Raw genomic sequence first — 25,764 nt, 5'->3', positions numbered from 1 at the left:
TCGCCGCTTGCCCGCGCGAGGCGGGCCGGGGATCGGCAGCTAGAACTTGACGGCCAGATCGAGGCCCACCGTGCGGGGCGCGCCGAAGGCCACCTGGTTGGCGAAGGTCAGCGGGTTGACCCCGGCGTCCTTGATGTACTTCCTGTTCGTCACGTTGCGGGCCCACAGCGAGGCCGACCAGCGCGTGCCCTCGAGGCCGACACGCAGGTTGAGCAAGCTGTAGGCTTTCGCCTTCAGGCGATTGGCGGTGTCGTAGTAGATGTCGCCGACATGGCTGACCTCGGCGCGGCCAACCAACTGCAGGCCGTTGTCGAGCAGATGCCGCTTCTGGATCGCCGCAGAGAAGATGCGGTTGGGCGCGAAGGGCACGCGGTTACCGGCGTAGTTGGCGCCGGTGGCTGGATCGGAATACGAGCGGAACTTGGCATCGAGGTAGCTCAGCGAGGTCGACACCTGCCAGCCCGCGGGAAGCAGGTAGGCCGCGTCGAGTTCGACCCCCTGGTGGCGCGACTTGCCGGCATTGCGCGTGACCTCGGCGCCGGCGCCCAGCGACTGGCTGATCTGCTGGTCGTCGATGTTGACGCGGAACACCGAGGCGTTGAGCTGCAGGCGCTTGTCCTCCGAGGCCACCTTGACGCCGGCTTCGTAGCTGAGGTTGGTCTCGGGCCCGTAGGCGCGGTCCGCTTCGCTGAGCACGACATTGTTGAAGCCGCCGCTGCGAAAGCCCTTGGCCACGGTGCCGTAGAACATCGTGCTGCCTGTGGGCTTGAACATCACGCCGGCCTTGGGTGCTGTCTGCGAGAACGAACGCTCGTAGTTCTTGAACGGTGTGTTCGCCACACGCATCGGACCCATGTATGACGAGGATTCGGCGCCGAAGGACACGGTCTCACGCTCGTGGCGCAGGCCGGCCTGCACGCCCCATTGCGGTGTGAACCAGTACTCGGCATTGCCGAAGAAGGCGGTGCCGTGCGAACGGCGGCGGGTGTCGGTGTAGGAGTCGATGCCGAGCGGGACCATCGCCAGCTTGTCCTGGCCTTCGCGGCGGTCGTTGAACAGGAAGACACCGCCAAGCCAGGACAGCCCGGTCTTCTCGGCGGTGCGCGAGCCGATGCGCAATTCCTGCGTCCATTGGCGTTGCTGCATCCCGAAGACGTCGTTGGCCACCGGCTGCGGCGTGGCATCGAATTCGCCGGCGAAGGTGTACTTGTTGTCGCGAAGGCCGGTGATCGAGGTGACGCTGAACGCATCGGCGTCGTAGCGCACGCGCAGCGAGGCGCCGCGCAGGTCCTTGTCGTCGCGGCCCGGGAAGTCGAGCGCGAGGCGATGGGCCGGCGTGTCTTCGAGTCGGCGGCCTCTGCTGGCGTCGGTCTTGTCGTAGTAGCCGTCGCGGATGCGCGCGATGTCGACGCCCAGGGTGATGTCCAGGCGGTCGGTCGGCAGATAGCGCAACCGCAGCCGCAGGCCCTGCTCGTCGAGCGTATCGACGTCGCGCCCGAGGAAGGTGTTGCGGGTGTAGCCGTCGCGCCGGATGCTGGCGGCGGAGATGCCGAGGAACAGGTTGTCCTTGTTGAGCGGCACGTTGAGGTCGGCGCTGGCCTGGCGCAGGCCGTGGTTGCCGAGCGTGACCCGGCCCTCGCCGCGCAGTTGCGCATCGGGCTGGCGCGTCACGATGTTCAGCACGCCGCCCATCGTGTTGCCGCCGTAGAGCGTGCCTTGAGGTCCGCGCAGCACTTCCATGCGCTCGATGTCGAACAGCTGCAGGTTGGCTGGAAAGGCGAAGTGGTCGAGGTACGGGACGTCGTCGACGTAGAGGCCCACGCCCGGCGTGTTCAGCCGCTGGCCGATGCCGCGTATCGACAGCAGCGGCGTGCTGCCCGTCTGCAGGTTGTGCAGGCTTCCCACGCGCCCCACCAGGTCGGTCAGGCCGGTGATGCCCTGCTCCCTGGCATCGACCCCGCCCAGCACGTAGACGCTGGCGCCCACGCTCTGGTTGTCCTGCAGCACCTTCTGCGCCGTGACCTGGACAGTGGGCAGCCCTTCGTCGGCTGCCGGCTCCGGCCTGGCGGCATCCTGGGCGTGTGCCGCCAGGCCCGCGGCGGCCATCCACGCGAGCAGCGGCAGCATCAGCGGCCGCAGGTGCGCTCCTCTCATTGGCGCGGCACGCCGCGCGATACTCCTCTTCCCCATTTTTGTTCCTTGATCGCTAAAAAATCACCCAAATGCGAATAATTCGCAACTTGGGTGATTGTGCTCAGCGAACCCTTGCCGACAAAGGGAGGAACAAGCGGCCGACGGAGAGTTAGTGTCGGCAGGCGGATTTTTGGTGGCGACGGCAGCCCGTCAGCCGCGAGTCATCGCAGGCTGGCGTGTTCGAACAATCGGGGTTGCAGGCCAGCGTTGATGCGCGTCTCTTCGGCCAGCAGGACGGTGCGCGAACGGCCGTCGGCGGCGGTGATCACGGTCCTGGTCCGGCTCCAGGCGTCGCCAAAGCGCTGGAAGTCCTGGTAGCTCGCGGTCTTGACCAGTGCGCCCGAGCGATCCATATACTCGACCTTGACCGGCAGCCACAGGTCCTCGCGCACCCAGGTCACACGCCGCGAATACTCGGACACATCGGCGCGTACCGGCTTGGACTCGATCACCTGGCAGTTCGCGTCGCCGCAGGGCTCGCGGCGCAGCCACTTGTGTTCGTCGTCGTCGACACTGCGATCCTGCAGGTCTTCGTTGAGCAGGTCGCTGCGCATGAACGAGCCGCGGCGCGAGCTGCCGGCAATGCGGCGCACGATGCGCTCGTTGGGCAGGAACATCCACATGTCGTCGTCGCGCGCGATCTCGTCATAGTTCCACGTCAGGTACTTGATGCCGCGCGCGTCGGCCGGTTCATGAAACACCAGCAGGCCGCGGCTCGCGTCGGGCAGGCGCATCGAATAGCTTTCCAGGCCGCGACGCAGCGTGACGCCCTCGCGCTCGACCGTCATGAGGTAGCGGCGGTAGACATCGCGATGGGTTTCGGCCTGGCGCGCGCGCTGGGCGATGTCGCGGCCACTGAGTTGCTGTTGTTGCTGCGGTTGTGCCGCGGCGGGCGCGGGCTGCGCTTGGACGATGGCGGTGGACCCCGCGAGGACCAGCAGCACGGCGAGGGTCCGGCGGACGACGTGTTCGCGGGGACGCGACATGGATGGAGACCTTTTTTCCGACCGCGGCAATTTCGCGTGAAGGAATTATTCGCGGCGCAGTTCGCGCGCAGTGTTCCATGCGGCTCCGTGAGGAACATGAACGGCCTCGCGCAGCGCGCGTGGCTCCATGCCGAAGAGTTCGCGGCAGGCCGCAGCGAAATGTCCACCGGCCGCAAGGCCGACGCTGTGCGCGATGTCGGCGATGGGCCGCGCGGTTTGCTCGATGAGGCGACGTGCCTCGATCAGCCGCTCGCGCCGCAGCCAGGCATAGGGCGGGCTGCCGAAGGCCGCGGGGAAGGCGCGCTTGAGCGCGGCCGGGCTCAGGCCGACCTCCCGCGCCAGGGCCTCGAGGCTGGGTGGGTCCTGCATCCGTGAGCGCAGGATCGAGGCCGCGCGCAGCACGCGGCCATCGGGCGCGGCGGGCTTGGTGGCGCGCATCGCCGGCATCGTCAGCAGGCGCATCGCCTCGAAATGGCAGCCGAGCGTGCTGGCTGCGTCGGTCCGTGTCGACAGCGAGATCAGGCGCTCCAGGGCGACGGCCGATTCGGCGTCGATAGGGCTCGGGGCTTCGTCGCCGGGCTCGTCGCCGAAGCGTGCGTCGCCTGGTGTGTCGATGAGCACGGCGTCGGGCGTTACGGTGGACGAGGCAACGAGGCGCACCGCTTGCGCGGGGCCGTGCCAGGACTGGTCGGCGGTGATGGCCATGCCGTCGACAAGGAACTCGCCAGCGCGCACGAACAGCGCGACCATGCCGGCGCAGTCCACCGGCGCGGCCTGCTTCGCGGCGAAGACGCGCAGCCTCAGCCCGCTCGGCAGTTGCCGCGTGAGAGGCACTTCGGTATCGGCGGCCTCATGCGCCATAGCGTCCGGGCGCAATGCCGAAGCGGTCTCGGAACTGGCGGGCGAAATGCCCGGCCTTCGTGTAGCCCACCGAGAGCGCCGCCGACTTGACCTGCTGGCCCTCGATCAGCGCGCAGCGCGCGGCCTCGAGCCGCAGCGCCTTGACGTAGCCGTAGACGCCGCAGCCGAAGAGCTGGCGGAACGCCAGCTTCAATCGCGAGCCCGAGAGGCCGACCTCGCGCGCGATCTCGTTGATGCCCGGCGGATCTTCCAGGCGCCCCGCGAGGCGCGAGGCCGCGTCGAGTGCGCGTTCGAGTTCGATCGGCGCGAGCTGCCGGCCTGCGGGCGTGCGGCGCTGGGCTTCGACGCGCGCGAACAGGTATTCGGACAGCAGCTCCAGCGCCATCGATTCGCGGCGCAAGCGCTGTAGCGGCGTCTCGCCGGCTTGCCCGATCAGTTGTCTTGCATGGCCCAGCGCCGCCGGCGGCATGCCGCCGGTCTCGATCAGTGGCACGTCGCGGCCCTCGACAGCGCGGCGCCAGGCATCGGGCAAGGACAGCTGCCAGGTCTCGGCCCAGCCCTGGACGAACTCGCGCGAGACCGACAGGTCGATGGCAGCCAGCCGATGGCACTGCGACAGCTCGGTGGTCGACGTGGTTTGCGGAAGCAACCAGGCGAAGGCCACGCCCGCGCCGCCGCGCAATGCAGGCAGGGGCGCCTCGGGTTCGGCGCCGATCTCGCCATCGACCACGAAGCACAGGTTGACCAGGCAACTCGGCTGCTCGGCCGCGATGCGGGTTGGCCGGTGCAGACTGCCCTGTGTGATGCCGAGCAGCAGGCCTTCGTCGAGCGCACACAGCCGGGTGCCCCCCTTCCCCATGTGCGAGGGCCAATGCATCACCTCGTCATCGGCCGACGGACTCGGTTCGGGCAGGACGATCTCGGTGAGATTCCCAGCAGTGCGTCGGGCTTGCATGGGCTTCTTTTCAGGCCGGCGGAAAGCTGATATTGAGAATCATTCTTGATGAATGATAGCGCCATGGGTCGTCCGACAAACCGATCCGGGCCTTGATAGGTCAAGGCGCAGAGATGTTTGGCGGGGTAGTCGGTGGAATCAAACATCCTGAACTTCAAGCCCAGCGAGCTGTACACGAGCGTCATGATCGGTCCGTCGGTAAAGGCGCCGAAGAGCGAGCCATTCGAGCTGCCTGTTGGGGGATGCGGACAAAAACTTGGACTACCAGGAGGTAGTTCATGTATTCGTACGAAGACAGGGTTCGAGCGGTCCAGCTCTACATCAAGCTCGGCAAACGCGTCCGAGCGACCATTCGTCAGCTGGGCTACCCAACCAAGAATGCCTTGAAGGGCTGGTGCCGGGAATTCGAGCAGCGCCTCGATTTGCCCGTGGGCTATGCGGGTCGACCTCCCAAGTACTCGCAAGCGCAGAAGGAGGCGGCTGTCGAGCACTACCTCACTCATGATCGCTGCATTGCTGCAACGATGAGGGCTCTGGGCTATCCCGGTCGAGGGACGTTGACTGCGTGGGTTCGCGAGGCGCTTCCTGAGACCATGAAGGCCTTGGTTGGCAGGTCTGCGCCTCCAAGGTATCCAGAGGCATTGAAGCACGCCGGAGTCATCGGACTTTGCAATCGAGAAGAAGGCGCGCAGGCCGTGGCCGAAAAGCTGGGCGTGTGCAGGCCGACGCTGTACAACTGGAAAAACCAACTACTCGGTCGTGAGGCTCCTGCATCCATGAAACGCCACAACAACTCTGTGCCAGTGCCAGAGCGAGAGGAACTGGAGCGACAGCTGGAGGCTTTGCAACGCGACATCCGGCAACTGCAGCTCGAGCGCGATCTCTTGAAGAAGGCCAATGAAATATTAAAAAAAGGCCTGGGCGTCGATCTGCAACTCCTGACCAACCGGGAGAAGACATTGCTGGTTGACGCCCTTAAGGAGCTGTATGGCCTGCCAGAGCTCCTCGTCCAGTTGGAACTGGCGCGAAGCTCGTACTTCTACCATCGAGCCCGTGTGAAGGTGGCAGACAAATACCTCGCTGTCCGCCGCAGCATCAGCGACATCTTCGAACTCAACCACCGCTGCTACGGCTACCGCAGACTGCAGGCATCTCTGGCCCGGCAGTGCGTCACGATCTCGGAGAAGGTCGTGCAGCGGTTGATGAAACAAGAGAGCTCGGTCGTCTCTAAACCCAAGCGGCGCCGGTATGGCTCCTATCTGAGGGAGATCAGTCCAGCGCCCGAGAACCTCATCAACCGGGACTTCCAGGCAGCGGCCCCGAACGAGAAGTGGCTCACCGACATCACCGAGTTCCAGATCCCGGCCGGCAAGGTGTACCTCTCACCCATCATCGACTGCTTCGATGGCCTGGTCATCAGCTGGTCCATTGGGGAGCATCCAAATGCTGAGCTGGTCAACACCATGCTGGATGCGGCCATCGAAACCGTGGCCGACGCATGGTGAGCTGGCTACATTGGTCCGAATGCAGGTGACTGTTGCTGCCGCCACTGCGCCATCAACAGGCCTGGGGCATGCGTTCGAGATCGAGTCGCCGAAGGAACTGGTCGGGCACATTGCCGCGGTGGCGGCCCGGCGCTGAGGCCGGCGCATCAGCGCAACTGATCCGCACGCTCGCGCGCCGTGCCGGGCGGCGCGGCTTCGATGCGCTCGGCGAGCGAGGCCCAGGCCTCTTCCTTCATGAAGCGATTGACGGACATCACGAAGCCGTTGCTTCGCACCGTATGGAACCAGCCCGCGGGCAGGACCAGCAGTTCACCGGGCTGAAGCTCGACCTCGAACAGCCTCGCTTCGCGGGCCAGCGGGAATTTCGCGAAGTCCGGCAGGAAGGGATCGAAGCGCGCGAGCTGGAACATGTTGAAGCAGGCGCCGGGGTACAGGGTCGGCGCATCCTCCGGCGGCGCGAGCATGAAGGTCTTGACGCCGCTGACCTGGCCGATGAACGCATGCAGAAAGTCCCGATGCAGCCGCGTGCAGGCGGCCTCGTCGCGCCGCCCCATCCAGAGCTGGGGACGGGTGAAGCAGCCCGGCTTGAGCAGCGGCAGCGCGAACGCCTCGTGCATGGGTCCCGGCAGCGCGCATCCGCCGCTGTAGGCCGGGGCGCTCGCACCCTCCCGCGCGTCGCGGATCAGCGCGCCGAAGGTCGAGATGTCGAGGGACGCGCCCAGCACGTCGGCGTCGAGCCCGACCAGGGGCAGCTCGCCGAACTGCTCGCGCAGGTTCTCCAGCGGCATCCGCCAGCCCCCCTGGCCGAGCATCGAGCTCAGCACCAGGGGCACGCCGAAATGCAGCGCCCACAACAGCACGGCCGAATCGATGTCCGCGCGGCGGCGCACCGGTGGATCCAGGCGCAGGCGCTGCGCGGCACGATGCTCGATCGCCCGCAGCCGGGCCGGGCCGGGCGCGCCTTCGCCATGCGCCGCTAGCGCGACCAGCGACAGCAAGGCACGGTCGCCGTTCAGCACGGCACCGCAACGCAGCGGCTGCTCGGGGTGCTCCACCAGGGCCTGGAACGCCTCCTCGGTCATCGCGATGCTCGCGTCCGGCGCCGCATGCACGCCGTCATGGAGCCGGATGCCGTCGGCCAGCTCGGCATGGAAGCGTCCCTCGGGCTGTGCTCCCACGATGAACTGCACGACGCCGTCGCGATGCCCGGGCAGGAAATGCAGCACCACGCGCCGGCTGAACGCCTGCTTGAGATCGATGAAGGAAGGCATGACCGGGCGGAATCAGGCCAGGCCTGCGCGCGCGGCCACATCCCGGAAGAAGCGCTCGCGCGCGGCGGCCGTCGCGAGCCGGACCGAGCACACCGGCTCGGTCGCGAGCGTGATCGCATACAGCACATCGAACTCGCAGGCCGCGAGCACCGAGAACGACTGCAGCAGCTCAGCCTTGCCCTGCTTCGACGGAAAGGCCGTCCAGTGCCCCGCGTCGTAGCCGACGTTGTCGCCGGCGAACAGGACGCGCCGGCCTTCCAACTCGACCAGGTAGCAGGTCCCTCCCGGCCGGTGGCCGGGCGTGGGAATTACTTCGACGTGCGGAAACAGCCGGTGCCTGCGAAATGGAAACGCCTTGACGTGCTTGACGCTCTTCTTCACGTCCTCAAGCTCGGGCGCACTGCAATACGTCAATGTGCCGAAGCGCTCGCGCAGCTCGTCGCAGTGGCTGCTCTTGAGGTGCATGTCGCCGAGCAGCTGCGCGCCGACACCGCCCATCGCCTCCATCGCATCGAAGGCGCCATCGATGTTGCCGCCCTTGGCGAAGCAGGGGAACAGCAGATTGCCTTGCGGATGGGTGACGAAGAAGTTGCAGTACTTCGTCGGCGTGACTTTGGTGGGCAGCACGCGAAAAACGGACGGCCCGAGCTTTTCCATTCCCGCCGCGGCCATGCCTCTGCGCCTCTCAGCTCAAGACTGGCCGCCCGAGGAACTCTCCATCGCCTTGCGCAGGCTCAGCGGACGCATGTCGATCCAAGTCTTCTCGATGTAGTCGAGGCACTCGGCCTTCTTGCCGCGGACGCCGACGGTCTTCCAACCCGCGGGCACCTCCTTGTAGACCGGCCAGATGGAATACTGTTCTTCGTGGTTCACGACGACGTGGAACTCGGTGTCTTCCTGATCCCAGCTCATTGAAGCTTCTCCTTGACGCGAAGGACCTGCGGGTCCTTCATGCGAATAATGATATCAGCGGCATAAAAACAATCGGTGTCGCGCGCGGCCCCGATCACGCGTTGCGCGCCAGGCACGCCCCGATCCATGCCGCCACCTGCTTCACCCAGGGCTGGCGCAGCATCTCGTAGTGGTGCGCATCGAGTTCGTCGATGCGCGACAGCCGCAGCAAAGGCCAGCCGGCCGAGGCCCGCCGGCCGTCGGGCCGGTTGCTCTCGATCAGCGCAAGACAGCCCTGCCCCGCGGGCCCGCTCTCATCGCCCCCCGTGCCCAGCACCGCGAGGGACAGCGAGAACAGCTCGGCCCTCGTGGCGGCGTCCGCACCGGCCGGCAGCAGGCCTTCGCCCATGCGGCCCTGCCAGTCGCGCCAGTCCTCGTCCTCCGGTCGCAGCCCCCCGGCGACCGCGGAGGCCTCGTACGCGTCGATCAGCAGCGCGCGCTCGCCGCGCCCCGGCAGGCGCGCGGCGAGCGTGCCGCCGAAGGACCAGCCGCAGGGCACGAAGCGCGCGATGCCGGCCTGCGCGATCGCATCGGCCAGCAGGCGACCCAGCGCGTCGAGCGTGCGTTCCGCACCCCCATGCCAGCGCCGCAGCAGCGGCAGAGTCAAGGCCGCCGTGCACAGGGCGCCGGGCCAGGCTGTGAGTTCGTCGAGCAGCGCGGCATAGCAGGCACCGTCCGCCCCGGGCGGTGCGATGAAGACCAGCGCGGGGGCCGTGCCGTCGCCAGCCTTCCAGATGGTCAGGGCGCCATCGTCCGTCCGGGCCGGCGTCTCCCGCTGTTCGATCCGCGCGGCGAACAGCGCGAGCGTCTGGTGATGAAAGATGTCCGTCACTCGCAGCGAGGTGCCGAACTGCGCGTTGGCGTGCCGCAGCATCTCGATGGCATCGAGGGACGAACCGCCGTAGTGGAAGAAGCTGCGCTGCGCGTCGTCCACCGGCACCTGCAGCACCTGCTCCCAGATCGCGGCGAGCCGGTGGGCCACGGTGCCGGCGGCGGCCGGCGGCGATCGGCGCGGCGCCACGGCTGCGCCGTGGGCGCGCGCGAGCCTTTCGCGGTCGAGCTTGCCGTTGGCCGTCATCGGCCAGGCCTCGACGACATGGATCGCCGACGGAATCATGTAGTGCGGCAGGCGGGCGGCGAGGTGTTCCTGCACGACCGCGGGAGCGAGCGTCCCGGTGCCGTGCAGTTCGACGTGCGCGTGTAGGGCGTCGCGCGTCGCGTCCTTGAGCACCACAGCGGACTTCACCGCGGCCAGCCCCTGGATCGCCTGCTCCACCTCGCCGAGTTCGATGCGAAAGCCCCGCAGCTTCACCTGACCGTCCTGCCGCCCGAGGATCCACAGTGTGCCGGTGCTGTCGCGCCTGACGCGATCGCCGGTGCGGTAGAGCCTGGCGCCGGCCTCGAACGGATGCGGCACGAAGCGCTGCGCCGTCAGGCCCGGCGCATCGAGGTAGCCGTACGCCAGACAGCCGCCGCCGATGAACAGCTCGCCCTCGACCCCGTCGGGGCAGACCTGGAAGTCATCGTTCATCACAAAATAGGCGGCGGCGCCGAAGCCCCGGCCATAGGGCACCGCGGCGCCGCGGCCCAGGGCCCGCGCGCCTTCGGCGTCGCCGATCTCGTAATGGTTCGACCAGACGGCCGCTTCGGTCGCGCCGCCCAGCGCATGCCAGTGCGCATTCGGAAAGGCGCCGCTGCCGGCGGCCGGCAGCTTGACCGGAATCCGGTCGCCGCTGAGCATGACCAGCCGCAGCGCATCGCAGCGATGGGCCGCGCCGAGCACCTCGCAGCCGGACAGCGCGAACTGCAGCGCCGCGGGCGCGGAGTCCCAGATCGTCACGCCCCAGAGCGCGAGGTAGGACGCGATGATGACGGGGTCCGCCAGCATGCCCCGGTCGGCGATGCAGACCGTGGCGCCCGCGCCCAGCGTGCCGAACACGTCGTAGATCGACAGGTCGAAGCCGACCGATGCGCACCACAGCAGGCGATCGCCGGGGCCCACGCCAAAACGCGCGTTGATCCAGTCCAGCGTCGCGCAGGCGGCGGCATCGCCGACGACGACGCCCTTGGGCTCACCGGTCGAACCGCTGGTGAAGATGACGTAGGCCGGAAGCGCCAGCCGGTGCCGCGACGGCACGCGGGCGCTGCTTTCGCCGGCCCAGTCCCGCGCGCCCACCAGCGTCCCGATCCCCCGCCAGGCCGAAGACACCGTGCGCGCGCCGAAGTCGTAGCAGTGCGAGAGTTCGAGCGGTTGCGCCGCGCCCGACAGTAGAGGCGCGAGCAGCGCCTGCGTGGAGACCAGTCGCCGGATGCCGTGGCGCGCGAGGATCGCCCGCAGCCGCAGCGGCGGAATCTGGCTGTCGAGCGGCACGAAGCAGCCACCCGCCTTGCTCACGGCCAGCAGCGCGACGACCAGCGTCTCGTTGCGGTCGAGGCACAGCGCGACCGGTTCTCCGGGCCGCAGGCCGTCTCGCAGCAAGCGGTGCGAGAGCCGGTTGGCCTCGGTCTCGATGGTCGCGTAGCTGAATTCGGCCGCCGTGGTCCTGAGCGCGATCGCCTCGGGCGTCCGGGCCGCCCAGCGTTCGAAGCCGTCCGCGAGGCAGCTGTCGCCGCGCGCCACAAGGGCCGCGTTCCGCGGCGGCGGCACGCAGGCCCGCGCGGCCAGCGTGGGAAACGCGGCGATCGGCGCATGCAGGTGCGCGCACAGCCGCGCCAGGCAATGGCGGAAGTGGGCGCCGAAGGCCGCGATGGTCTGCGGCGCGTAGAGCGTGGCCTTGTGGTCCAGCGTCACCCACAGCCCGTCCGGCGTTTCGTTGCAGTGACAGGTCAGGTCGAACTGCGTGCCCCGGTTGCCGCCTTGCGAGGCGGTCCAGCGCAGGCCCGGTGTCTCGTCGGCGGAGGCCGCGCCACCGTCGGTGTAGACGAAGGCCAGTTGGAACAGCGGGTGGTAGCCCGGCGTCCGCTCGGGCTGCAGCAGGTCGACGACGGCGTCGAAGCCGGGCGCCTGGTGACGGAAGGCCGCGCCACACAACGCGCGCACCTTGCCGATGAAATCGGCCAGCGTGTCGGTCGCGGCGAAGCGCGTGCGCAGCACCAGCATGTCGAGGAAGTAGCCCTGCATCGCGCGCGTGGGCAAGGCACGGCGGTTCGTCACCGGCGTGCCGATGCACAGGTCGCGGCTGCCGGTGTGGTGGTAGAGCGCGAGCTTGAACGTCGCGAGCAGCCCCATGAAGCGCGAGACGCCGAGCTGCGCGAAGACCTCGCCGGCCTGCGCCAGCTCCGCCTCCGGCAGGAAGAAGGCATGGGCCGCGCCCGCGTGGCTGGACACCACCGGCCGCGGATGGTCGGCCGGCAGTGAGAGGAAGGCCGGCGCGCCGTCGAGCTGCGTCTTCCAGTACGCCAGGTGCGCCTGATGGGCCGGATCGAGCGCGCCGCGCCGGTCCCAGGCCGCGTAGTCCACGTACTGCAGGCGCGGCGCGGACACGGCCCCGGGCTGCGCGTAGCGCCGGCCGATCTCGCGCGCCAGCAGCGCGATCGATTCGCCGTCCGTGACGATGTGGTGCAACACCATGGCCACCAGCCATTCGTCGTGCGCGAGGCGGGCCAGCTCGATGCGGACCAGGCCGGGCCGCGACAGGTCGAAGCGATGGGCCGCATGGGCCTGCCGCAGCGCGGCCTCGCGTTCGCGCCGTGCCTCGGGCGCGAGCGCGGACCAGTCGTGCAGCACCGGCCCGGCGGGCGCCTCCCCGGCGATGCGGGCCACGACGTCGCCGTCCGCGAAGTGGAAGGAGGTGCGGAACACCTCGTGCTCCTGCAGGCAGGCATGCACGGCCTGCCCGAGCCGCGCGGCGTGCGTCGCGCCCTGCAGCCGAAGCACCAGCGGCACGTTGTGGTGTGTGCCGGGCTCGAACTGGTCGAGGAACCACAGCCGCCGCTGCGCGCGCGACACCGGCAGGTCGTCGCCGCCGGTCCGCGCCAGGCGATCGATCGGTCCCGCCGCCGCATCCGGCCCGGCCTGCCCGCTCGCGATCCGGCCGGCCTCGTCGGCGAACTCGGTGAAGACGGGGAATTCGAAGATCGTCGCGAACGGCAGCGCGAGGCCGCTCGACGCCTCGATGGCCGCGAGCATGCGCAAGGCCAGCAGCGAGTGGCCCCCCAGCGCGAAGAAGTCGTCGCCCTCGCCCACGTCCTCGATGCCCAGCGCCGCGCCCCAGGCCTCGCGCAGCAGGTGCCAGAGCAGGTCGGTCGGCGCGACCGAGGCGCGCTCGCGCACGGGCCGGCCGGGCGCCATCCGCGCGAGCGATTGCAGATCGACCTTGCCGCTGGGCAGGAGCGGCAGCGCGTCGAGCGCGACGAAGCGGTTGACGATCCGTCCGTAGGCCAGCGGCCGCGTCCGCCCCACCCGCGCGCGGAACAGCCGCCGCAGGGCCGCCTCGTCGAAGCGCGTGCCGTCCTCGGGCACGCAGAACGCGACCACGCCGCCATCGCCGCCGCCCTCCCGTTCCGCGACGGGCAGCACCACCGCGTCGCGCACGCCCGGGCAGGCGCGGACATCGGCCGCGAGCTCGTCGAAGTTGACCCAGATCCCGCGCAGCTTCTGCACGCCGTCGGCGCGCCCGACGTAGGTCACCGCGCCCTCGCCGTCGACCCGTCCGATGTCCCGCGTGCGGTACATGCGCGCGCCCGGCACGCCGGAGAAGGGATCGGGCACGAAGTGCTCGGCCGTGAGCGCGGCCTGTCCCGTGTAGCCGTGCGCCAGGCCGCTGCCGCCGATGCAGATCTCGCCGGCCACGCCCTGCGGCGTTTCGCGGCCCATGGCATCGAGCACGTGCATCGTGACGTGGGGCTGCGGCCGGCCGATCCGCACCGGACCGGCGCGGTCATCGCGGCGGATCTCCTCGAAGCTCGCGTAGACGGAGCACTCCGTCGGCCCGTAGAGATTGAAGATCCGGCGCGTCTGCGTCTGCGCGAAGACGCGCGTCACCAGCTCCGGCGGCAACGCCTCTCCGGCCATGTTGAGCGTGACCGCTCCCGCCGGGAAGCGCCCCTGGCCCAGCAGGGCCCGCACCTGCGAGGGCGTGCCGCTGATGCAGCTCAATGCCGGCTCTTCCTCGCGCGGCGCGAGCAGATGGTCCATGAGCACCGCGCAGCCGCCCAGGGCCCAGGGAACGAACATCTCGAACAGCGAGACATCGAAACCCAGCGCGGTCGCGAAGCTGGCGTGGCGATAGGTGTCGGCATCGTAGGCCTCGCAGCCCCAGGCGACGAGCGCCACGATGCCCTCGTGCGGCACGGTCACGTATTTCGGCTGGCCCGTGGAGCCCGAGGTGCGGAAGATCACGGCCGCGGCCTGGGGATGGCGCGCGGCGTCCTCGTGCGCCGCCGGCGCCTGCGTTGCCGCCAGCAGTTCTTCCAGGTCCAGCGCGCGCAGATCGTCCGGCCATGCGCGGGCGTCCGGCAGCCGCAGGATCGCGTCGAGCCGCGCGCCGCTCGCATGCTCGCGCCAGGCGTCGTCCTGCGCATCGGCGTCCATCGGGCTGTAGGCCGCGCCGGCACGCAGGATGCCGAGCAGGCCCACGATCGCGCGCGGCGAGCGCGGCAGGCACAGGCCGATGCGGTGGCCGGCGCCCAGGCCCCGCGCGCGCAGCGCGGCGGCGATGCGCGCGGCCGCGGCATCGAGCTGCACATAGGACAGGGTCGCCGTCCCATGGCGCAGCGCCGCGCGCTCGGGCGTGCGCAGGGCTTGCCGCTGCACGATCTCCCAGGCCGCGCGAAGGCCGGCCACGCCGGAGGCCGTGCCCGTCACCGGCCGTGGCCGCGAGACCGCCACGCGCAGCGCATGACAGGCCGCATCGGGCTGCCCTGCCCATTGCGTCAGGACCGCGACGTAGTCGGCCGCGAGGCGCTCCATCAGCGCGGGATCGAGCAGGTCCTCGCGGAACTCCAGCTCGCCGTAGGCCACGCCCTCGACCTGGGTCAGCGTGCAGCCGAGCTTGAACTTCGCCCGCGCGGCGTCCTGGCGCAGCACGCCGAGCGCCAGCTCGCCGGGCACGGACGAGACGCCGGGCAGGTTCTGGAACGCGAACATGAGCTCGAACAGGGGCGAGGCATCCAGGTGCCGCTGCGGCTGCAGCGCCTGCACCACCGCCTCGAACGGCGCGGCCGCATGCGCCAGGGCCGCGAGCACCGTGTCGCGGGTGTCCCGCAGCAGCTCGCGCAGGGACGCGGCCGCCCCGATGCGCAGCCGCATCACCACGGTGTTGACGAACAGCCCGACCATCCGGTCGGTGCCCGGCAGGTCGCGGTTCGCCACCGGCGCGCCGATGCTCAGCGCTTTCTGTCCCGCGTAGCGCGCGAGCACCGCCGCGAAGCCCGCCAGCAGGACCGTGTAGACCGTCGCGTCCTCGGCGGCGGCGATCGCGCCCAGGCGCTCGCACAGCGCGGCGGGCAAGCGGAACGCGCGGCGGCCGGCCTGCTGCGGCGCGGCCTCCCCGGCCGGCCGCTCGGGCAGCGGCAGGGTCGCGTCTGCACCCTCGAGTTGACGGCGCCAGTACGCCAGGTCTTCGTCGTGGACCTGGGCGCCCGCCTGCGAGATCCGCCAGCAGCAGTGGTCGCGGTACTCGGCCGGCAACGCAGGCAGCGCCCGGTCGCCCGCGTAGAGCCGAAGCCAGTCGTCGAACAGCACGCCCAGCGACCAGCCGTCGGCGACGCTGTGGTGGAGCGCGAGATGCAGTTGGTGGACCTCGGGATCGCGGGTGCGCACCAGCAGCGCGCGCGCCAGCGGCCCGGTGCGCAGGTCGAAAGCTGCATCGAGTTCGCGCACGAGCGTGGCGGGAGGCAGCGCATCGGGTCCGGGTTCCGCGTCCCAGAAAACCTCGCGCAGCGTGATGCCGTCGGCCGGCAGCAGGCATTGCCGCACCAGGCCGTCGCTCTCCAGGAACACGGCGCGCAACTGTTCGTGCCGCCGGACCAGGGCCTCGAACGCGGCCCCCAGCGCGCGCGCGTCGAGCGGTCCCGCGACCCGGAAGGCGTTGCGCAGCACGTAGCGGTCCGACGGACCGAGCAGCCGGTCCAGCATCCACATGCGCGCCTGCGCTTCGGACGCGGGGTACGACACGCGGCCATCGACCTCCACCCGGGCCTGCTGCGCGCTGCGCGCCTGCGGCTGCGCATGCCAGGGCTGCGCCACGGCCGCGGCCGGCGCCCCGGAGGCCAGGGCGGCGAAGCGCGCCGCGGTCCGCGCCTCGAACAGATGGCGCAGCGTCAGCGCGGCGCCCAGGTGCTGGTTGGCCTGCGCGACGATCAGCGCCGCCGTCAGCGAGTTGCCGCCGGCGCCGAGGAAGTCGTCGTCCGGCCCGAGCGCCGGCACGCGCATGGCCTGCGACCAGATCGCGAGCATCGCGGCCTCGCGCGCATCGCCCGCTGCGCGGCCAGCCGCCGCATCGGCGTCGCGCCCGATCTGCCACAGCGCGTCGAGGTCCGGGATGCCGCCGATGCGTTCGGCGATCCACGGGACGACGCGAAAACCGCCCGGCACGCAATGCGCGGGCACCGACGCGACGAGCTGCCGGCGCAAGGCGGGCAGCCGGAAGGGTTCGGCATCGATCACCAGATGGAGGACCAGCCCGCGCGCTGCGTCGAAGGTCAGCAGCGCCTGGCGAACGCCCGGGACGGCCTGGGCGCAGCGCTCCACGAGGGCGACCTCTACCGTCTCGCCATTCACCACCCAGGTAGCGGGCCTCGCCTCGAAAGGCTGGATGCGGCCATCGGCCAGCCGCCGCGCGAGCAGGCCGGTGCGCACGGCCTCGCCGCCTTCGAGGCGGCACAGCTCGCCGGCGAAACCGGCCGGTACGTCGGCGCCCCAGGCATCGCGCACGACCGCGGCGCCGGCCTGCGCGGACGCCTGTGCGAATCCCAGCGCCTGCACCGGCGCCAGCGGCGCCGCCGCGGCATCGGCCAGGATGCGCAGGTAGGCCTCGTGCCATGCCTGCACGGTCGCGGCATCGAACAGGTCCGCGTCGTATTCGAGCAGCACCTCCACGCCCTCGCCCTTCTCGTAGGCCGTGACCTTGAGGTCGTAGGCCGAGCCGGTGTCGATGCCGCCGAATTGCTCGAGCTCGGCATCGCCGATGCGCAGGCGCCGGCTCGACGCCGCCATGAACGAGAACATCGCCTGCGCGAAGGGAACGCGCGCCGGGTCCCGCACCGGGCACAGGCGATCGACCAGGTGCTGGAACGGCACCGCCTGCCGCTGCATGCCGTCGAGCGTGGTGCGCGTCAGGTCCGCCACGAAATCGCGGAACGGCTGGTCGTGCCGGAGCTCGGACACCAGCACGATGGTGTTGAAGAAGAGCCCCACCGTCCGGTCGAACACACCGTCGTCCCGGTTGCCGACCAGGGTCGCCACCGGCACGCGCGGACTCAGCGCGAGCCGCCACAGCAGCACCTTGTAGGCCGCCAGCAGCACGACGAACAGCGAACTGCGCGCCTCGCGGCCGAGCTGCCGCAGGGACTGCACGAGCTCGCCCGCGAGACTGCCGCTCACGGTGGCACGTCCCCGCGCCGGCGCCACGGGGCGCGGCCGGTCGGACGGTATCGGGAACTGCGCCGGCAGCCCTTGCAGCCGGTCGCTCCACCAGGCGACCGCGCGTTCGCCCTCGCGCGACTGCAACCAGGCCTCCTGCCGTCGCGCGAATTCGAAGTACGGGGCGGGCTCGGCGCTCACGAGCGGCGCGCCCGCGTAGCGCGCCGCCACGTCCTGCTGCAGCAGGCCCATCGACCAGTCGTCGGCCAGCAGATGGTGCAGCGTCAGCAGCAGGCAGGCCTCGTCGGCGCGCAGGCGCACCAGCGCGACGCGGAACAGCGGTCCTGCCGCCAGGTCGAACGGCGTGCGGCCGAAATGCGCGCGCATCTCGAGCAGCCGGGCCTCGACCTCCTCGCACGGCCGGTCGGACCAGTCGTGCACCGGGCATTCGGTCGGCATCAGGCCGTCGAAGCGCTGCACCACGCCCTCCGCGCCGTCGGCGCAGGGCGCCAGCTTCACATGCAGCGAGGGCTGCGCGGCCAGCGCCTGCGCGAGGCTGCGCGCGAGCAGTTCCAGGTCGACCGCGCCGCGCAGCACGAGCACGTCGGTCATGTGGAAATGCCAGGGCTGGGCATCGACCTGCATGGCGCGGTACATCTGCCGCTGCCCCCAGGACAGCGGCGCCTGCGGGTCGTCGGTGCTCATGGCGCCGCCCGGAAGTTGTCGGCCAGCGTCATCGGGCTCGACAGCGCCCACGACACCGGGTCGCCGCGCTGCGCCGCGCGGTGCTCCTGCCGCCGGAAGTAGTCCAGGCCGAAGCCCGGCGAGGTGAACATGCCGTAGTAGAGCCAGCGTTCGCCCTCGGTGAACTCGCCCGCGCGGTGGTAGCCGCGCGTGTCGGCGAAGACCAGGGTCCCGGTCGGCCCGCAGCAGGAAACCGACAGGGTGTCCAGCCGCGCGCCCTCGATGCGCTCGCGGCTGCCGCCCTCGCTGCGGTGGTGCGTGCCGCGCGCGTAGCGCATCGCGCCGTTGCGTTCGTCCACGTCGTCGAAGTAGACGAAGACGCGCATGACCATCGCGTCGCACACGCCGTCGCGGTGCCAGTTGCCGTTCTCCGAGCGGTTGGAGAAGACGTTCCTGAACACCGCGTACTTGCGCAACTGGGTGAACATGCCGAAATAGGCGTTCACGATCTCGAGGATCGGCGGCTGGCAGGCGAAGCGCGCGAAGATGCTCTGCGGATCGAAGCGCGGGTACGAGCCCAGCACGTTGGACATGAAGGCATAGGTCCGGGCCTGGTCCGACCCGGCCGGCACGACGTCGCGCCGCCGCGCCTCGACCAGCAGCGCGCGTTCGCGCAGCTCTTCGAACAGGTCCGCCATGCCCGGAAAACGCTCGATGCGGGTGAAGGCGAGCCCGCTCTCGTCGAGATCGTGGAGCACGCGCCGGCCTTCGTCGCCGAGCTCGGCCTGGTGCGCGCGGAACTCGCGCGTGGCACGCCGGTTCAGCACGTGGCGGTACAGGGGATCGCATTCGGCGATCCGGTAGAGAAGGCGGTTGACGATGCTCAAGTTCGCAGCTCCTAGGCTTCGAAGGGCTTCAGCAGGGCGAGCAATTGCCCGACCTTGCCGCGGTCTGTCTTGCCGCGCGCATTGAGCGGCATCTCGTGCACGAACTCGATGAAGCGCGGCACCATGTAAGCCGGCAGGTCGGCCGACAGGCCTTGCGCGAGCAGGCCCGCCAGTTCGCCGTCCGCCCCCTGCGGCTGCGACGGCTGCACGAGCGCGACCAGCTCGGCGCGCTCGCCCTCGCGGTGCAGCACGACGGCGGCGGCGCGCACGCCGGCCTGGCGCAGCAGCGCGGCCTCGATCTCCTCGGGTTCGATCCTGTGGCCGCGCAGCTTGATCTGCAGATCGAGCCGGCCGAGAAATTCATGGACGCCGCCGCGGCAGCGCACGCGATCGCCGCTGCGGTAGAAGCGGCCACCGAGCGCGGGCAGTTCCACGAAGGCGGCGGCGGTCGGCGCGGGCGCGTTGACATAACCCATGCCGGTCGCGACGCCGCCGATCAGCAGCTCGCCGCTCTCGCCCTCGGCCACGGGCACGAGGTCGGCATCGACGACGTGGAGCGCGGCCCCCGGGATGGCCCGGCCGATCGGCACGAGCTCGCCCTCGGGCGCGCGGTGCATCAGGTGATGGGTCACGTCGACGCCGCATTCCGTCGGGCCGTAGGCATTCATCAGAGGGATCGCGCTGGTCTCGAACCAACGGCGCGCGAGCGCCGCGGGCAGCGCTTCGCCGGCCGTGACTGCCGCGCGGATCTTCGTCCCCATCCCGCCCGGACGCCGCGAGACGGCATCGACGAACACCGACAGGTAGCTCGGCACCGCCTGGAACACCGTCACGCCGCGCGCAACCATCGCGTCGAGCAGCGCGGGCGGATAGGCGACCGTCTCGCGGTCCATCACGCTCACGCAGGCGCCCACCAGCCCCGCGGCCAGGAACTGCCAGACCGACAGGTCGAAGCCGAACGGCGCGGTCTGCGCGATGCGGTCGCCGGGGCCCAGGCCCAGGTCCTCGACCTTGGCCCACAGATGGTTCAGCAGGTTGGCCTGCGACAGCACCGCGCCCTTGGGCTCGCCGCTCGATCCCGAGGTGAAGATCACGTAGGCCGGGTCCGCGGCGTCACCGCCCGCGAAGTCGGCATCGGGCAAGGGGCCGAGCGCCGCCCAGGCCTGCAGGTCGGCGACGGGGCAGCCGTCCTCGCCCTCCTCGTTCCCCGCCAGCACCAGCGCGCATCCGCACAGCGCCAGCATGCGCTGCCGGCGCGCCGCAGGCAGCGCGGGATCGAGCGGCACATAGGCGGCGCCGAGCTTGAACAAGGCTAGGATCGCGGCCAGCGCGAGCACGCCGCGCTCGCGCGCGATGGCGACGAAGGCGCCGCGCCCCACGCCGCGCTGCCGCAGCTCGGCGGCGAAACGGTTCGCCAGGCCGTCGAGCCGCGCGTAGCTCGCGCGCTCCTCGCCCTCCTCCACGGCCGGCGCGGCCGCATGCGCGCGCGCCGTGGCCTCGAACACGCGGACGTAGGGCGCCAGCCCCTGCCCGCGGGGGCCGGCCGTCTTCGCCGCCGGGATGTCGCCGCGTTCCACTCAGAGCTTGATGTCGTCGAAGCTCTCGGCGTCGGAGGTCCAGGCGATCAGCTCGCACAGGCCCGCGATCGTGACGGCCTCGAACACATGCCGGATCTCCAGCTTCACCTCCAGCTCGGACTGGACCCGCTTGACGATCCTGACCGCGCTCAGCGAGTGCCCCCCGAGCTCGAAGAAGCTGTCGTAGATGCCGATCGCCTGGGCCGCGGGCACGCCCAGCACCTCGCGCCAGATCGTGATCAGCCGGCGCTCGAGCTCGCTCCTGGGCGCGCCGTCGGGCTTGGTCCCGGCCGCCTCCTGCGGGCTGCCGCGCTCGGCCAGCGCGACGCGGTCGACCTTGCCGGTGCGCCCGCGCGGCAGCTCGTCGAGCTGCACGATGCGCGCGGGCACCATGTAGAACGGCAGCTTCGCCTGCAGGATCGCCCGCAGCTGCTCGGGCAGCGTGGCCTGCACCTTCTTGCGCTGCACCGGAAAGCGCGCGCGCAGCAGTTGCGCCAGCCGGCCGGGCTTTTCGACCGAGAGCGGCTGCGCCTTCACGAAGGCCAGGATGGCGGGCTCGTCGCGCGCGCCGGCCGCGACCACCACCGCCGCTTCCTCGACGCCCTCGATGGCCAGCAGTGCGTGCTCGATCTCCGTGAGGTCGATCCGGTAGCCGCGGATCTTCACGCGCTGGTCGCTGCGGCCCAGCAGCACGAGCGTGTCCGACTCGGTCCAGGCGCCGAGGTCGCCGCTGCGGTAGAGCCGCGCGCCGGGCTCGCCGAAGGGATCGGGCATGAACTTCTCGGCCGTCAGCCGCGGATTGCCGAGGTAGCCCTGCGCCAGGCTCGCGCCGCCGACCGCGATCTCCCCGGTCACGCCGACGGGCACCGGCTGCAACCAGGCGTCGAGCACATGCACCGGGGTGTTGGGGGCGGGCCGCCCGACCGGCACCAGGCCTTCGCTCTGCACGCCATCGCAGGCATGGAAGCTCACGGGACAGGCCTCGGTCTGCGCATAGCTGTTGTACAGGGTCGCGCGCGAGGCCTGCACGAAGCGCGAGGCGAGCGCCGCATCGAGGTTCTGCCCGACGCAGTACACCAGGCTCAACGCCGGACAGCGCTCGAGGACGCGCTCCTCGACCAGCACCGACAGCACCTGCGGCACCACGCTGAAATGCGTGATCCGGTGCTGCTGCAGCATCTCGCCCAGGTAGACCGGGTCCTGGTGACCGCCCGGCCGGCACAGCACGACGGCGGCGCCGTTGAGCAAGGGCCACAGCAGCTCGCCGACCAGCCGCGCCGAACTGGTCGGCGCGCTCAGCAGCAAGCGGTCGTCCGGCCCGATCGGATGCGGGCAGGTCTGCGGCAACTGGCCGTGCAGGACGCCGGCGTGCGAGAGCGCCACCGCATTGGGAACGCCGGTCGACCCCGAGGTCATGAAGACGAAGGCGCCGGCCTGGGCCGGCGTCGGCGGGCGCGGCGTCGCCGCACCGCCGGCCTGCACCTCGTGCGCGATCAGGCGCTGCTCGACGCCGCCCGCGAGATCGACGGCGGCATCGCACAGCAGCAGCTCGATGCCATGGGCCCGCACCGTCTCCTCGATGCGCGCGGCCGGCGCCGAGGGATCGAGCAGCACGCAGAGGCCGCCGGCACGCAGGCTCGCGAGCAGCGACACGACCATGCCCGCGGAACGGTCCGCGAGGACCCCGATGCGGCGCTGCGCCCCCGAGGCCGCCCGCGGCGGCAGCCCGACCAACGCGGCGCAGGCATCGGCCAGTTCGCGGTAGCTCAGACGCGTGTCGCCGTCGACCAGGGCCGGCCGGTCGGCGAAGCGCCGCGCCGCGTCCTCGAAGCAACTGTAGATGTCCGCCGGCGGCGCCGCGTCGCGCGCCTCGCCGCGCAGGGCCGCCTGCTGCTGCGCGGCCTCCTCGGGCGCCAGCAGCGCGAGCTCGTGGATGCCCGCGAGCGGATCGGCCACGCCCTGCTCGAGCACCCGCAGGAAGTGCCGGACCATGCGTTCGATGCGCTCCTGCGAGAACAGCTCGACGTCGTACTCGAGCCCGCCGAGCACCATGCCGTCGCGCTCGCGCAGGTACATGTAGATGTCGTACTTGGTCGTCGGATGCGGCACCGTGAAGCGCGGCTTCTGGTGCAGCGAGCCGGTGTTGATCTGGGGCAACTGGATGTCGGCCCACTGGATGTTCTGCACCGAGAAGAAGGCCCGGAACAGCGAATAGCGGCTCAGTTGCCGGCCCTTGCCGCGCGTGCCCAGCGCCTCCACCACCGTCTGGAACGGCACGTCCTGGTACTCGTAGGCTTCGAGCGCGGACATCCTGACGCGCTGGACCGCTTCGCGAAACGGCGTGTTGCCGCCCAGCTCGGTGCGCAGCACCAGCGAGTTGATGGTGAAACCGATGACGTCGCGCAGCTCGTCGCGCTCCCGGTTCGCGTGCGGCGTGCCGACCATGATGTCGGTCTGGCCCGTGTGGCGCGAGAGCATGACCTTGTAGGCGGTCAGCAGCACCATGTAGAGCGTCACGCCCTCGCGCTGGGCGAAGGCCTTGACCTTCTCCAGCAGAGGCGGCGGCACCAGCACCAGGCAGTTGCTCGCGCGGTGGCTGCGCTGCTCGGGGATCGGGAAGTCGGTGGGAAGCTGCAGTTGCGGCGCGTCCTTGAGCCGCTCCATCCAGTAGGACAGATGGCGCGCGTACATGCCGCTGTCGCACTGCCCGCGCTGCCAGACCGCATAGTCGGGGAACTGCAGCGGCACCGGCGGCAACGAGCAGGGCCTGTCGTGCAGGATGTCGTCGTAATGGGTGCGCACCTCGCGGTCGATGATGGCCACCGACCAGGTGTCGCAGACGATGTGATGCAGCGACACGAGCAGCACGTGCTTGCGGGGCGCGGCCGTCAGCAGCGTGAAGCGCAGCAGCGGGCCGTGCTCCAGGTCGAACTGGTGGCCCGCCTCCTGGTCGACCAGCTTCCATCCGCGGGCTTCGCGCAGCGCCTCGGGCAGCGGCCGCAGATCGACGCGCTCGAGCGTGGGCGGCCAGTGCTCGTGCACCACGTGCACCACGGCGTCGGCCTCCTGCCGGAAGGTGGTGCGCAGGATCTCGTGGCGCTCGATCATCCGGCCGATGGCCTGCTGCAGCACCGCCTCGTCGATCTCCCCTTCGGGCAGGCCCATCGGGTACACCACGTTGTGCGCGGTGTCGCCGCCGGCATAGCTGTCGATGAACCACAGCGGCTCCTGGTAGCTGCACAGCGGCGCGCGGGTCCCGGGCTCGCGCGCAGGAATGCGCAGCGGCTGCCGGCTCGCGAGCCCCTTTTCGGCCAACAGCGCGCGGTAGCGCTCGAGTTGCTCGGCGGACAGAAGCAATGTGTCTAGCGTGCTCACGGTCTGATCCTCATGGTGTTGCGCCGGTGCGCCTGTTTTGCGAATGCGTTGCGCCGCGAGGGCGCGAGAGAAGAACGGGGGGTTGCGGCCTCGCGCTTCATTCGGCCACCCCCAGAGACTGTTGAAGGACGAAGAAGCTCAGCGCCATCGTCAGCAGGCCGTCCACGCGCTGCGCTGACTTGCCCGACAGCGACGGCAGCCGCGCCTCCAGCCGCTGGAGCTGCCGCGCATCGAAGATGCCCGAGTGCCGCGCCGCATCGCCGTGCAGCACCTCGCGCAGGTAGCGCCGGAACGGACCGTCGCCGCTGGCCGCGAAGGCGGCCGGCGCTTCGAAAGGCCGCTTCGGGGCGCGGCGCGCTGCCTCGGGCGTCAACGCCGCCACGGCCTCGCGCAGGAAGCGCTTGTCCTGTGCGCCCTCGACCAGCCAGTCGTCGGGCAGCATCCCGGCGATGGCGGCGACCCGGTTGTCGAGGAAGGGATAGCGCGTCTCGACGCCGTGCGCCATGTCGAAGCGCTCGGAGACCAGGATGTGGTTCACGAACAGCGACCGGCGCCACAGCTGCAGCGACCGGCGTAGGCCGGACGGCGCAGACGCGCCGGTCTGCTCCACCAGCGCGTCGTAGGGGTTGCAGCCGCTGAAGGCTTCGAGGAACTCCGGGCGCAGCAGATGGCGCAGCCCGCTGCGCTGGTGGTTCCAGCTCGCCAGCAGATAGGGCACTTGGCCGCCATGGCGGGCCGGGTCCAGTTTGAACAGAGGCAGCGGCTGCCCGAGTTCCGCCGCCAGCGCCTGGCGCCCGCCTTCCAGCACCTGGTCCATCAGGCGGGCGTGGCTCGGCGAGCGCGCGCAGAGCCGATCGACGCTGGAGAAACCGTAGCCGCCGAACAGCTCGTCGGCACCATCGCCCGTGAGCACCGCCTTGTAGCCGGCGCCGGCCACCGCCCGGCCCAGCATCCAGCGCGCGGCGCCGATGGCATTGAAGCCGATGGTCTCGGCGTGGCGCACCGCGTCCGCGAAATGCGCGACCAGTTGCGTCTCTGCGACCGGGAGCACCTCGTGCCGCAGGCCGAGGCCGGCCGCGATGTCGGCGGCCTCGCGCGCGTCGCCGGCGCCGCCGCCGAAGTCGACGGTGAAGGCCGTGATACCGGCCCGGCCGTGGCGCGCGGCCAGCGCGGCCACCGTCGCGGAATCGACGCCGCCGCTCAGGTAGCAGGCCACCGGCGCATCGCCCTGGAAGCGGTCGTGCACGGCCTGCCGCAGACCCTCGACCAGCCGCGGCATCCATTCGCGCGGCGCGGCCGCGAGGCGCTGCCGCGCGGCCTCGTCGGGCTCGTCGGCGGGGTCCAGGAACGGCGTCACCGTGCAGCCCTGCGCGCTCCACTCGAGCACATGGCCCGGCGGCACCTGCCCGATGCCCTCGAACAGCGTCCGGGCCGGGCCGATCGAGGCGAAGAAGTGCTGGAATAGGCTCGCGCGGTCCCAGCGCGGCCGGGCGCCGAGCGCGATCAGCGCCTTCACTTCCGAGGCCAGATGGATGCCCTGCGGCGTGAGCCGATAGAACAGCGGCTTCACGCCCCAGCGGTCCCGGAACGCGAACAGCCGACGCCGCCGCGCATCCCACAGCACGCCCGCGAATTCGCCGTTCAATCCACGCATGTGGCCGATGCCCGCGCTCAGGTAGCCGTGCGCCACGACCTCGCAATCGGAGTCGGTGGCGAAGCGCGCGCCGCCGGCCTCCAGCGCGCCGCGCAGCGCCGCATGCCCGTAGATCTCGCCGTTCACCACGGCATGCACCTCGCCAGCATGGAAGGGCTGGGCCTGCTCGCGGGCGCCGACCAGCGCGAGCCGATGGAAGCCCATGCCGCACAGGCCGTCCTGCGAGCGCCACGAAGCCCGGCCGTCGGGGCCGCGGTGGCGCAGCGTGTCGAGCGCGGCCTCCAGCGCGGCGGCCGGCACGGGCGTTTCGAGATGGCAGGCGACGACGAATCCGCACATGG

At 70.6% G+C, this 25,764-nt stretch carries 12 protein-coding genes and 1 pseudogene; 1 reads left to right on the top strand and 12 read right to left on the bottom strand.

Features of this window, described 5'->3' with window-relative positions; all coding sequences use genetic code 11:
* Positions 1–39 precede the first annotated feature (39 nt).
* The 4 genes from ABIC90_RS05075 to ABIC90_RS05060 form a co-directional block, all read right to left on the bottom strand.
* A complete protein-coding gene (locus ABIC90_RS05075) occupies positions 40–2,154 on the bottom strand; it encodes a TonB-dependent receptor (RefSeq protein WP_354352963.1) in 2,115 nt (704 codons plus the stop codon).
* 200 nt (positions 2,155–2,354) lie between these two features.
* Positions 2,355–3,179 carry an outer membrane lipoprotein-sorting protein gene (locus tag ABIC90_RS05070; RefSeq protein WP_354352961.1) on the bottom strand — a complete coding sequence of 275 codons (825 nt, stop codon included), beginning with the start codon at positions 3,177–3,179 and terminating at the stop codon, positions 2,355–2,357.
* Positions 3,180–3,224: 45 nt separating this feature from the next.
* Entirely contained in the window at positions 3,225–4,040 is an 816-nt protein-coding gene (locus ABIC90_RS05065; RefSeq protein ID WP_354352960.1) for a helix-turn-helix transcriptional regulator, read from the bottom strand.
* The gene (locus tag ABIC90_RS05060) at positions 4,030–4,995 is read right to left on the bottom strand and encodes a helix-turn-helix transcriptional regulator (protein WP_354352959.1); all 966 of its coding nucleotides are present in this window, start codon (positions 4,993–4,995) and stop codon (positions 4,030–4,032) included. The genes ABIC90_RS05065 and ABIC90_RS05060 overlap by 11 nt, the downstream gene beginning before the upstream one ends.
* Before the next feature lie 278 nt (positions 4,996–5,273).
* Here ABIC90_RS05060 and ABIC90_RS05055 point away from each other — a divergent pair.
* A pseudogene (locus tag ABIC90_RS05055) lies at positions 5,274–6,491 on the top strand (IS3 family transposase); the annotation flags it as partial.
* A 155-nt stretch (positions 6,492–6,646) separates the two neighbouring features.
* On the opposite strand, the gene ABIC90_RS05050 reads toward ABIC90_RS05055, so the two are convergent.
* From ABIC90_RS05050 to asnB, 8 genes are all read right to left on the bottom strand, one after another.
* Positions 6,647–7,771: a cupin-like domain-containing protein gene (locus tag ABIC90_RS05050; RefSeq protein ID WP_354352958.1), complete on the bottom strand. Its 1,125-nt coding sequence runs from the start codon at positions 7,769–7,771 to the stop codon at positions 6,647–6,649.
* A gap of 12 nt (positions 7,772–7,783) precedes the next feature.
* A complete protein-coding gene (locus ABIC90_RS05045; protein ID WP_354352956.1) occupies positions 7,784–8,443 on the bottom strand; it encodes a hypothetical protein in 660 nt (219 codons plus the stop codon).
* A gap of 18 nt (positions 8,444–8,461) precedes the next feature.
* Entirely contained in the window at positions 8,462–8,683 is a 222-nt protein-coding gene (locus ABIC90_RS05040; RefSeq protein WP_354352955.1) for an MbtH family protein, read from the bottom strand.
* A 94-nt stretch (positions 8,684–8,777) separates the two neighbouring features.
* Positions 8,778–17,951: an amino acid adenylation domain-containing protein gene (locus tag ABIC90_RS05035; protein ID WP_354352954.1), complete on the bottom strand. Its 9,174-nt coding sequence runs from the start codon at positions 17,949–17,951 to the stop codon at positions 8,778–8,780.
* Entirely contained in the window at positions 17,948–18,817 is an 870-nt protein-coding gene (locus ABIC90_RS05030; RefSeq protein ID WP_354352953.1) for a phytanoyl-CoA dioxygenase family protein, read from the bottom strand. The genes ABIC90_RS05035 and ABIC90_RS05030 overlap by 4 nt, the downstream gene beginning before the upstream one ends.
* A gap of 11 nt (positions 18,818–18,828) precedes the next feature.
* Positions 18,829–20,394 carry an amino acid adenylation domain-containing protein gene (locus tag ABIC90_RS05025; RefSeq protein ID WP_354352952.1) on the bottom strand — a complete coding sequence of 522 codons (1,566 nt, stop codon included), beginning with the start codon at positions 20,392–20,394 and terminating at the stop codon, positions 18,829–18,831.
* Complete coding sequence (locus ABIC90_RS05020) at positions 20,395–23,769, bottom strand: condensation domain-containing protein (RefSeq protein ID WP_354352951.1); 3,375 nt, start codon at positions 23,767–23,769, stop codon at positions 20,395–20,397.
* A 97-nt stretch (positions 23,770–23,866) separates the two neighbouring features.
* Positions 23,867–25,762: an asparagine synthase (glutamine-hydrolyzing) gene (asnB, locus tag ABIC90_RS05015; protein WP_354352950.1), complete on the bottom strand. Its 1,896-nt coding sequence runs from the start codon at positions 25,760–25,762 to the stop codon at positions 23,867–23,869.
* Between the last annotated feature and the right edge of the window lie 2 nt (positions 25,763–25,764).

Origin of the sequence: Variovorax boronicumulans (assembly GCF_040544675.1) — a bacterium.
GTDB lineage: Bacteria > Pseudomonadota > Gammaproteobacteria > Burkholderiales > Burkholderiaceae_C > Variovorax > Variovorax boronicumulans_D.
This window is presented reverse-complemented; position numbering and strand designations above follow the sequence as displayed.

Bases quoted from the DNA above. Each gene is read 5' to 3' on its own strand.
- ABIC90_RS05075 (WP_354352963.1), bottom strand. From the start codon at position 2,154: ATGAGAGGAGCGCACCTGCGGCCGCTGATGCTGCCGCTGCTCGCGTGG.
- ABIC90_RS05070 (WP_354352961.1), bottom strand. From the start codon at position 3,179: ATGTCGCGTCCCCGCGAACACGTCGTCCGCCGGACCCTCGCCGTGCTG.
- ABIC90_RS05065 (WP_354352960.1), bottom strand. From the start codon at position 4,040: ATGGCGCATGAGGCCGCCGATACCGAAGTGCCTCTCACGCGGCAACTG.
- ABIC90_RS05060 (WP_354352959.1), bottom strand. From the start codon at position 4,995: ATGCAAGCCCGACGCACTGCTGGGAATCTCACCGAGATCGTCCTGCCC.
- ABIC90_RS05050 (WP_354352958.1), bottom strand. From the start codon at position 7,771: ATGCCTTCCTTCATCGATCTCAAGCAGGCGTTCAGCCGGCGCGTGGTG.
- ABIC90_RS05045 (WP_354352956.1), bottom strand. From the start codon at position 8,443: ATGGCCGCGGCGGGAATGGAAAAGCTCGGGCCGTCCGTTTTTCGCGTG.
- ABIC90_RS05040 (WP_354352955.1), bottom strand. From the start codon at position 8,683: ATGAGCTGGGATCAGGAAGACACCGAGTTCCACGTCGTCGTGAACCAC.
- ABIC90_RS05035 (WP_354352954.1), bottom strand. From the start codon at position 17,951: ATGAGCACCGACGACCCGCAGGCGCCGCTGTCCTGGGGGCAGCGGCAG.
- asnB (WP_354352950.1), bottom strand. From the start codon at position 25,762: ATGTGCGGATTCGTCGTCGCCTGCCATCTCGAAACGCCCGTGCCGGCC.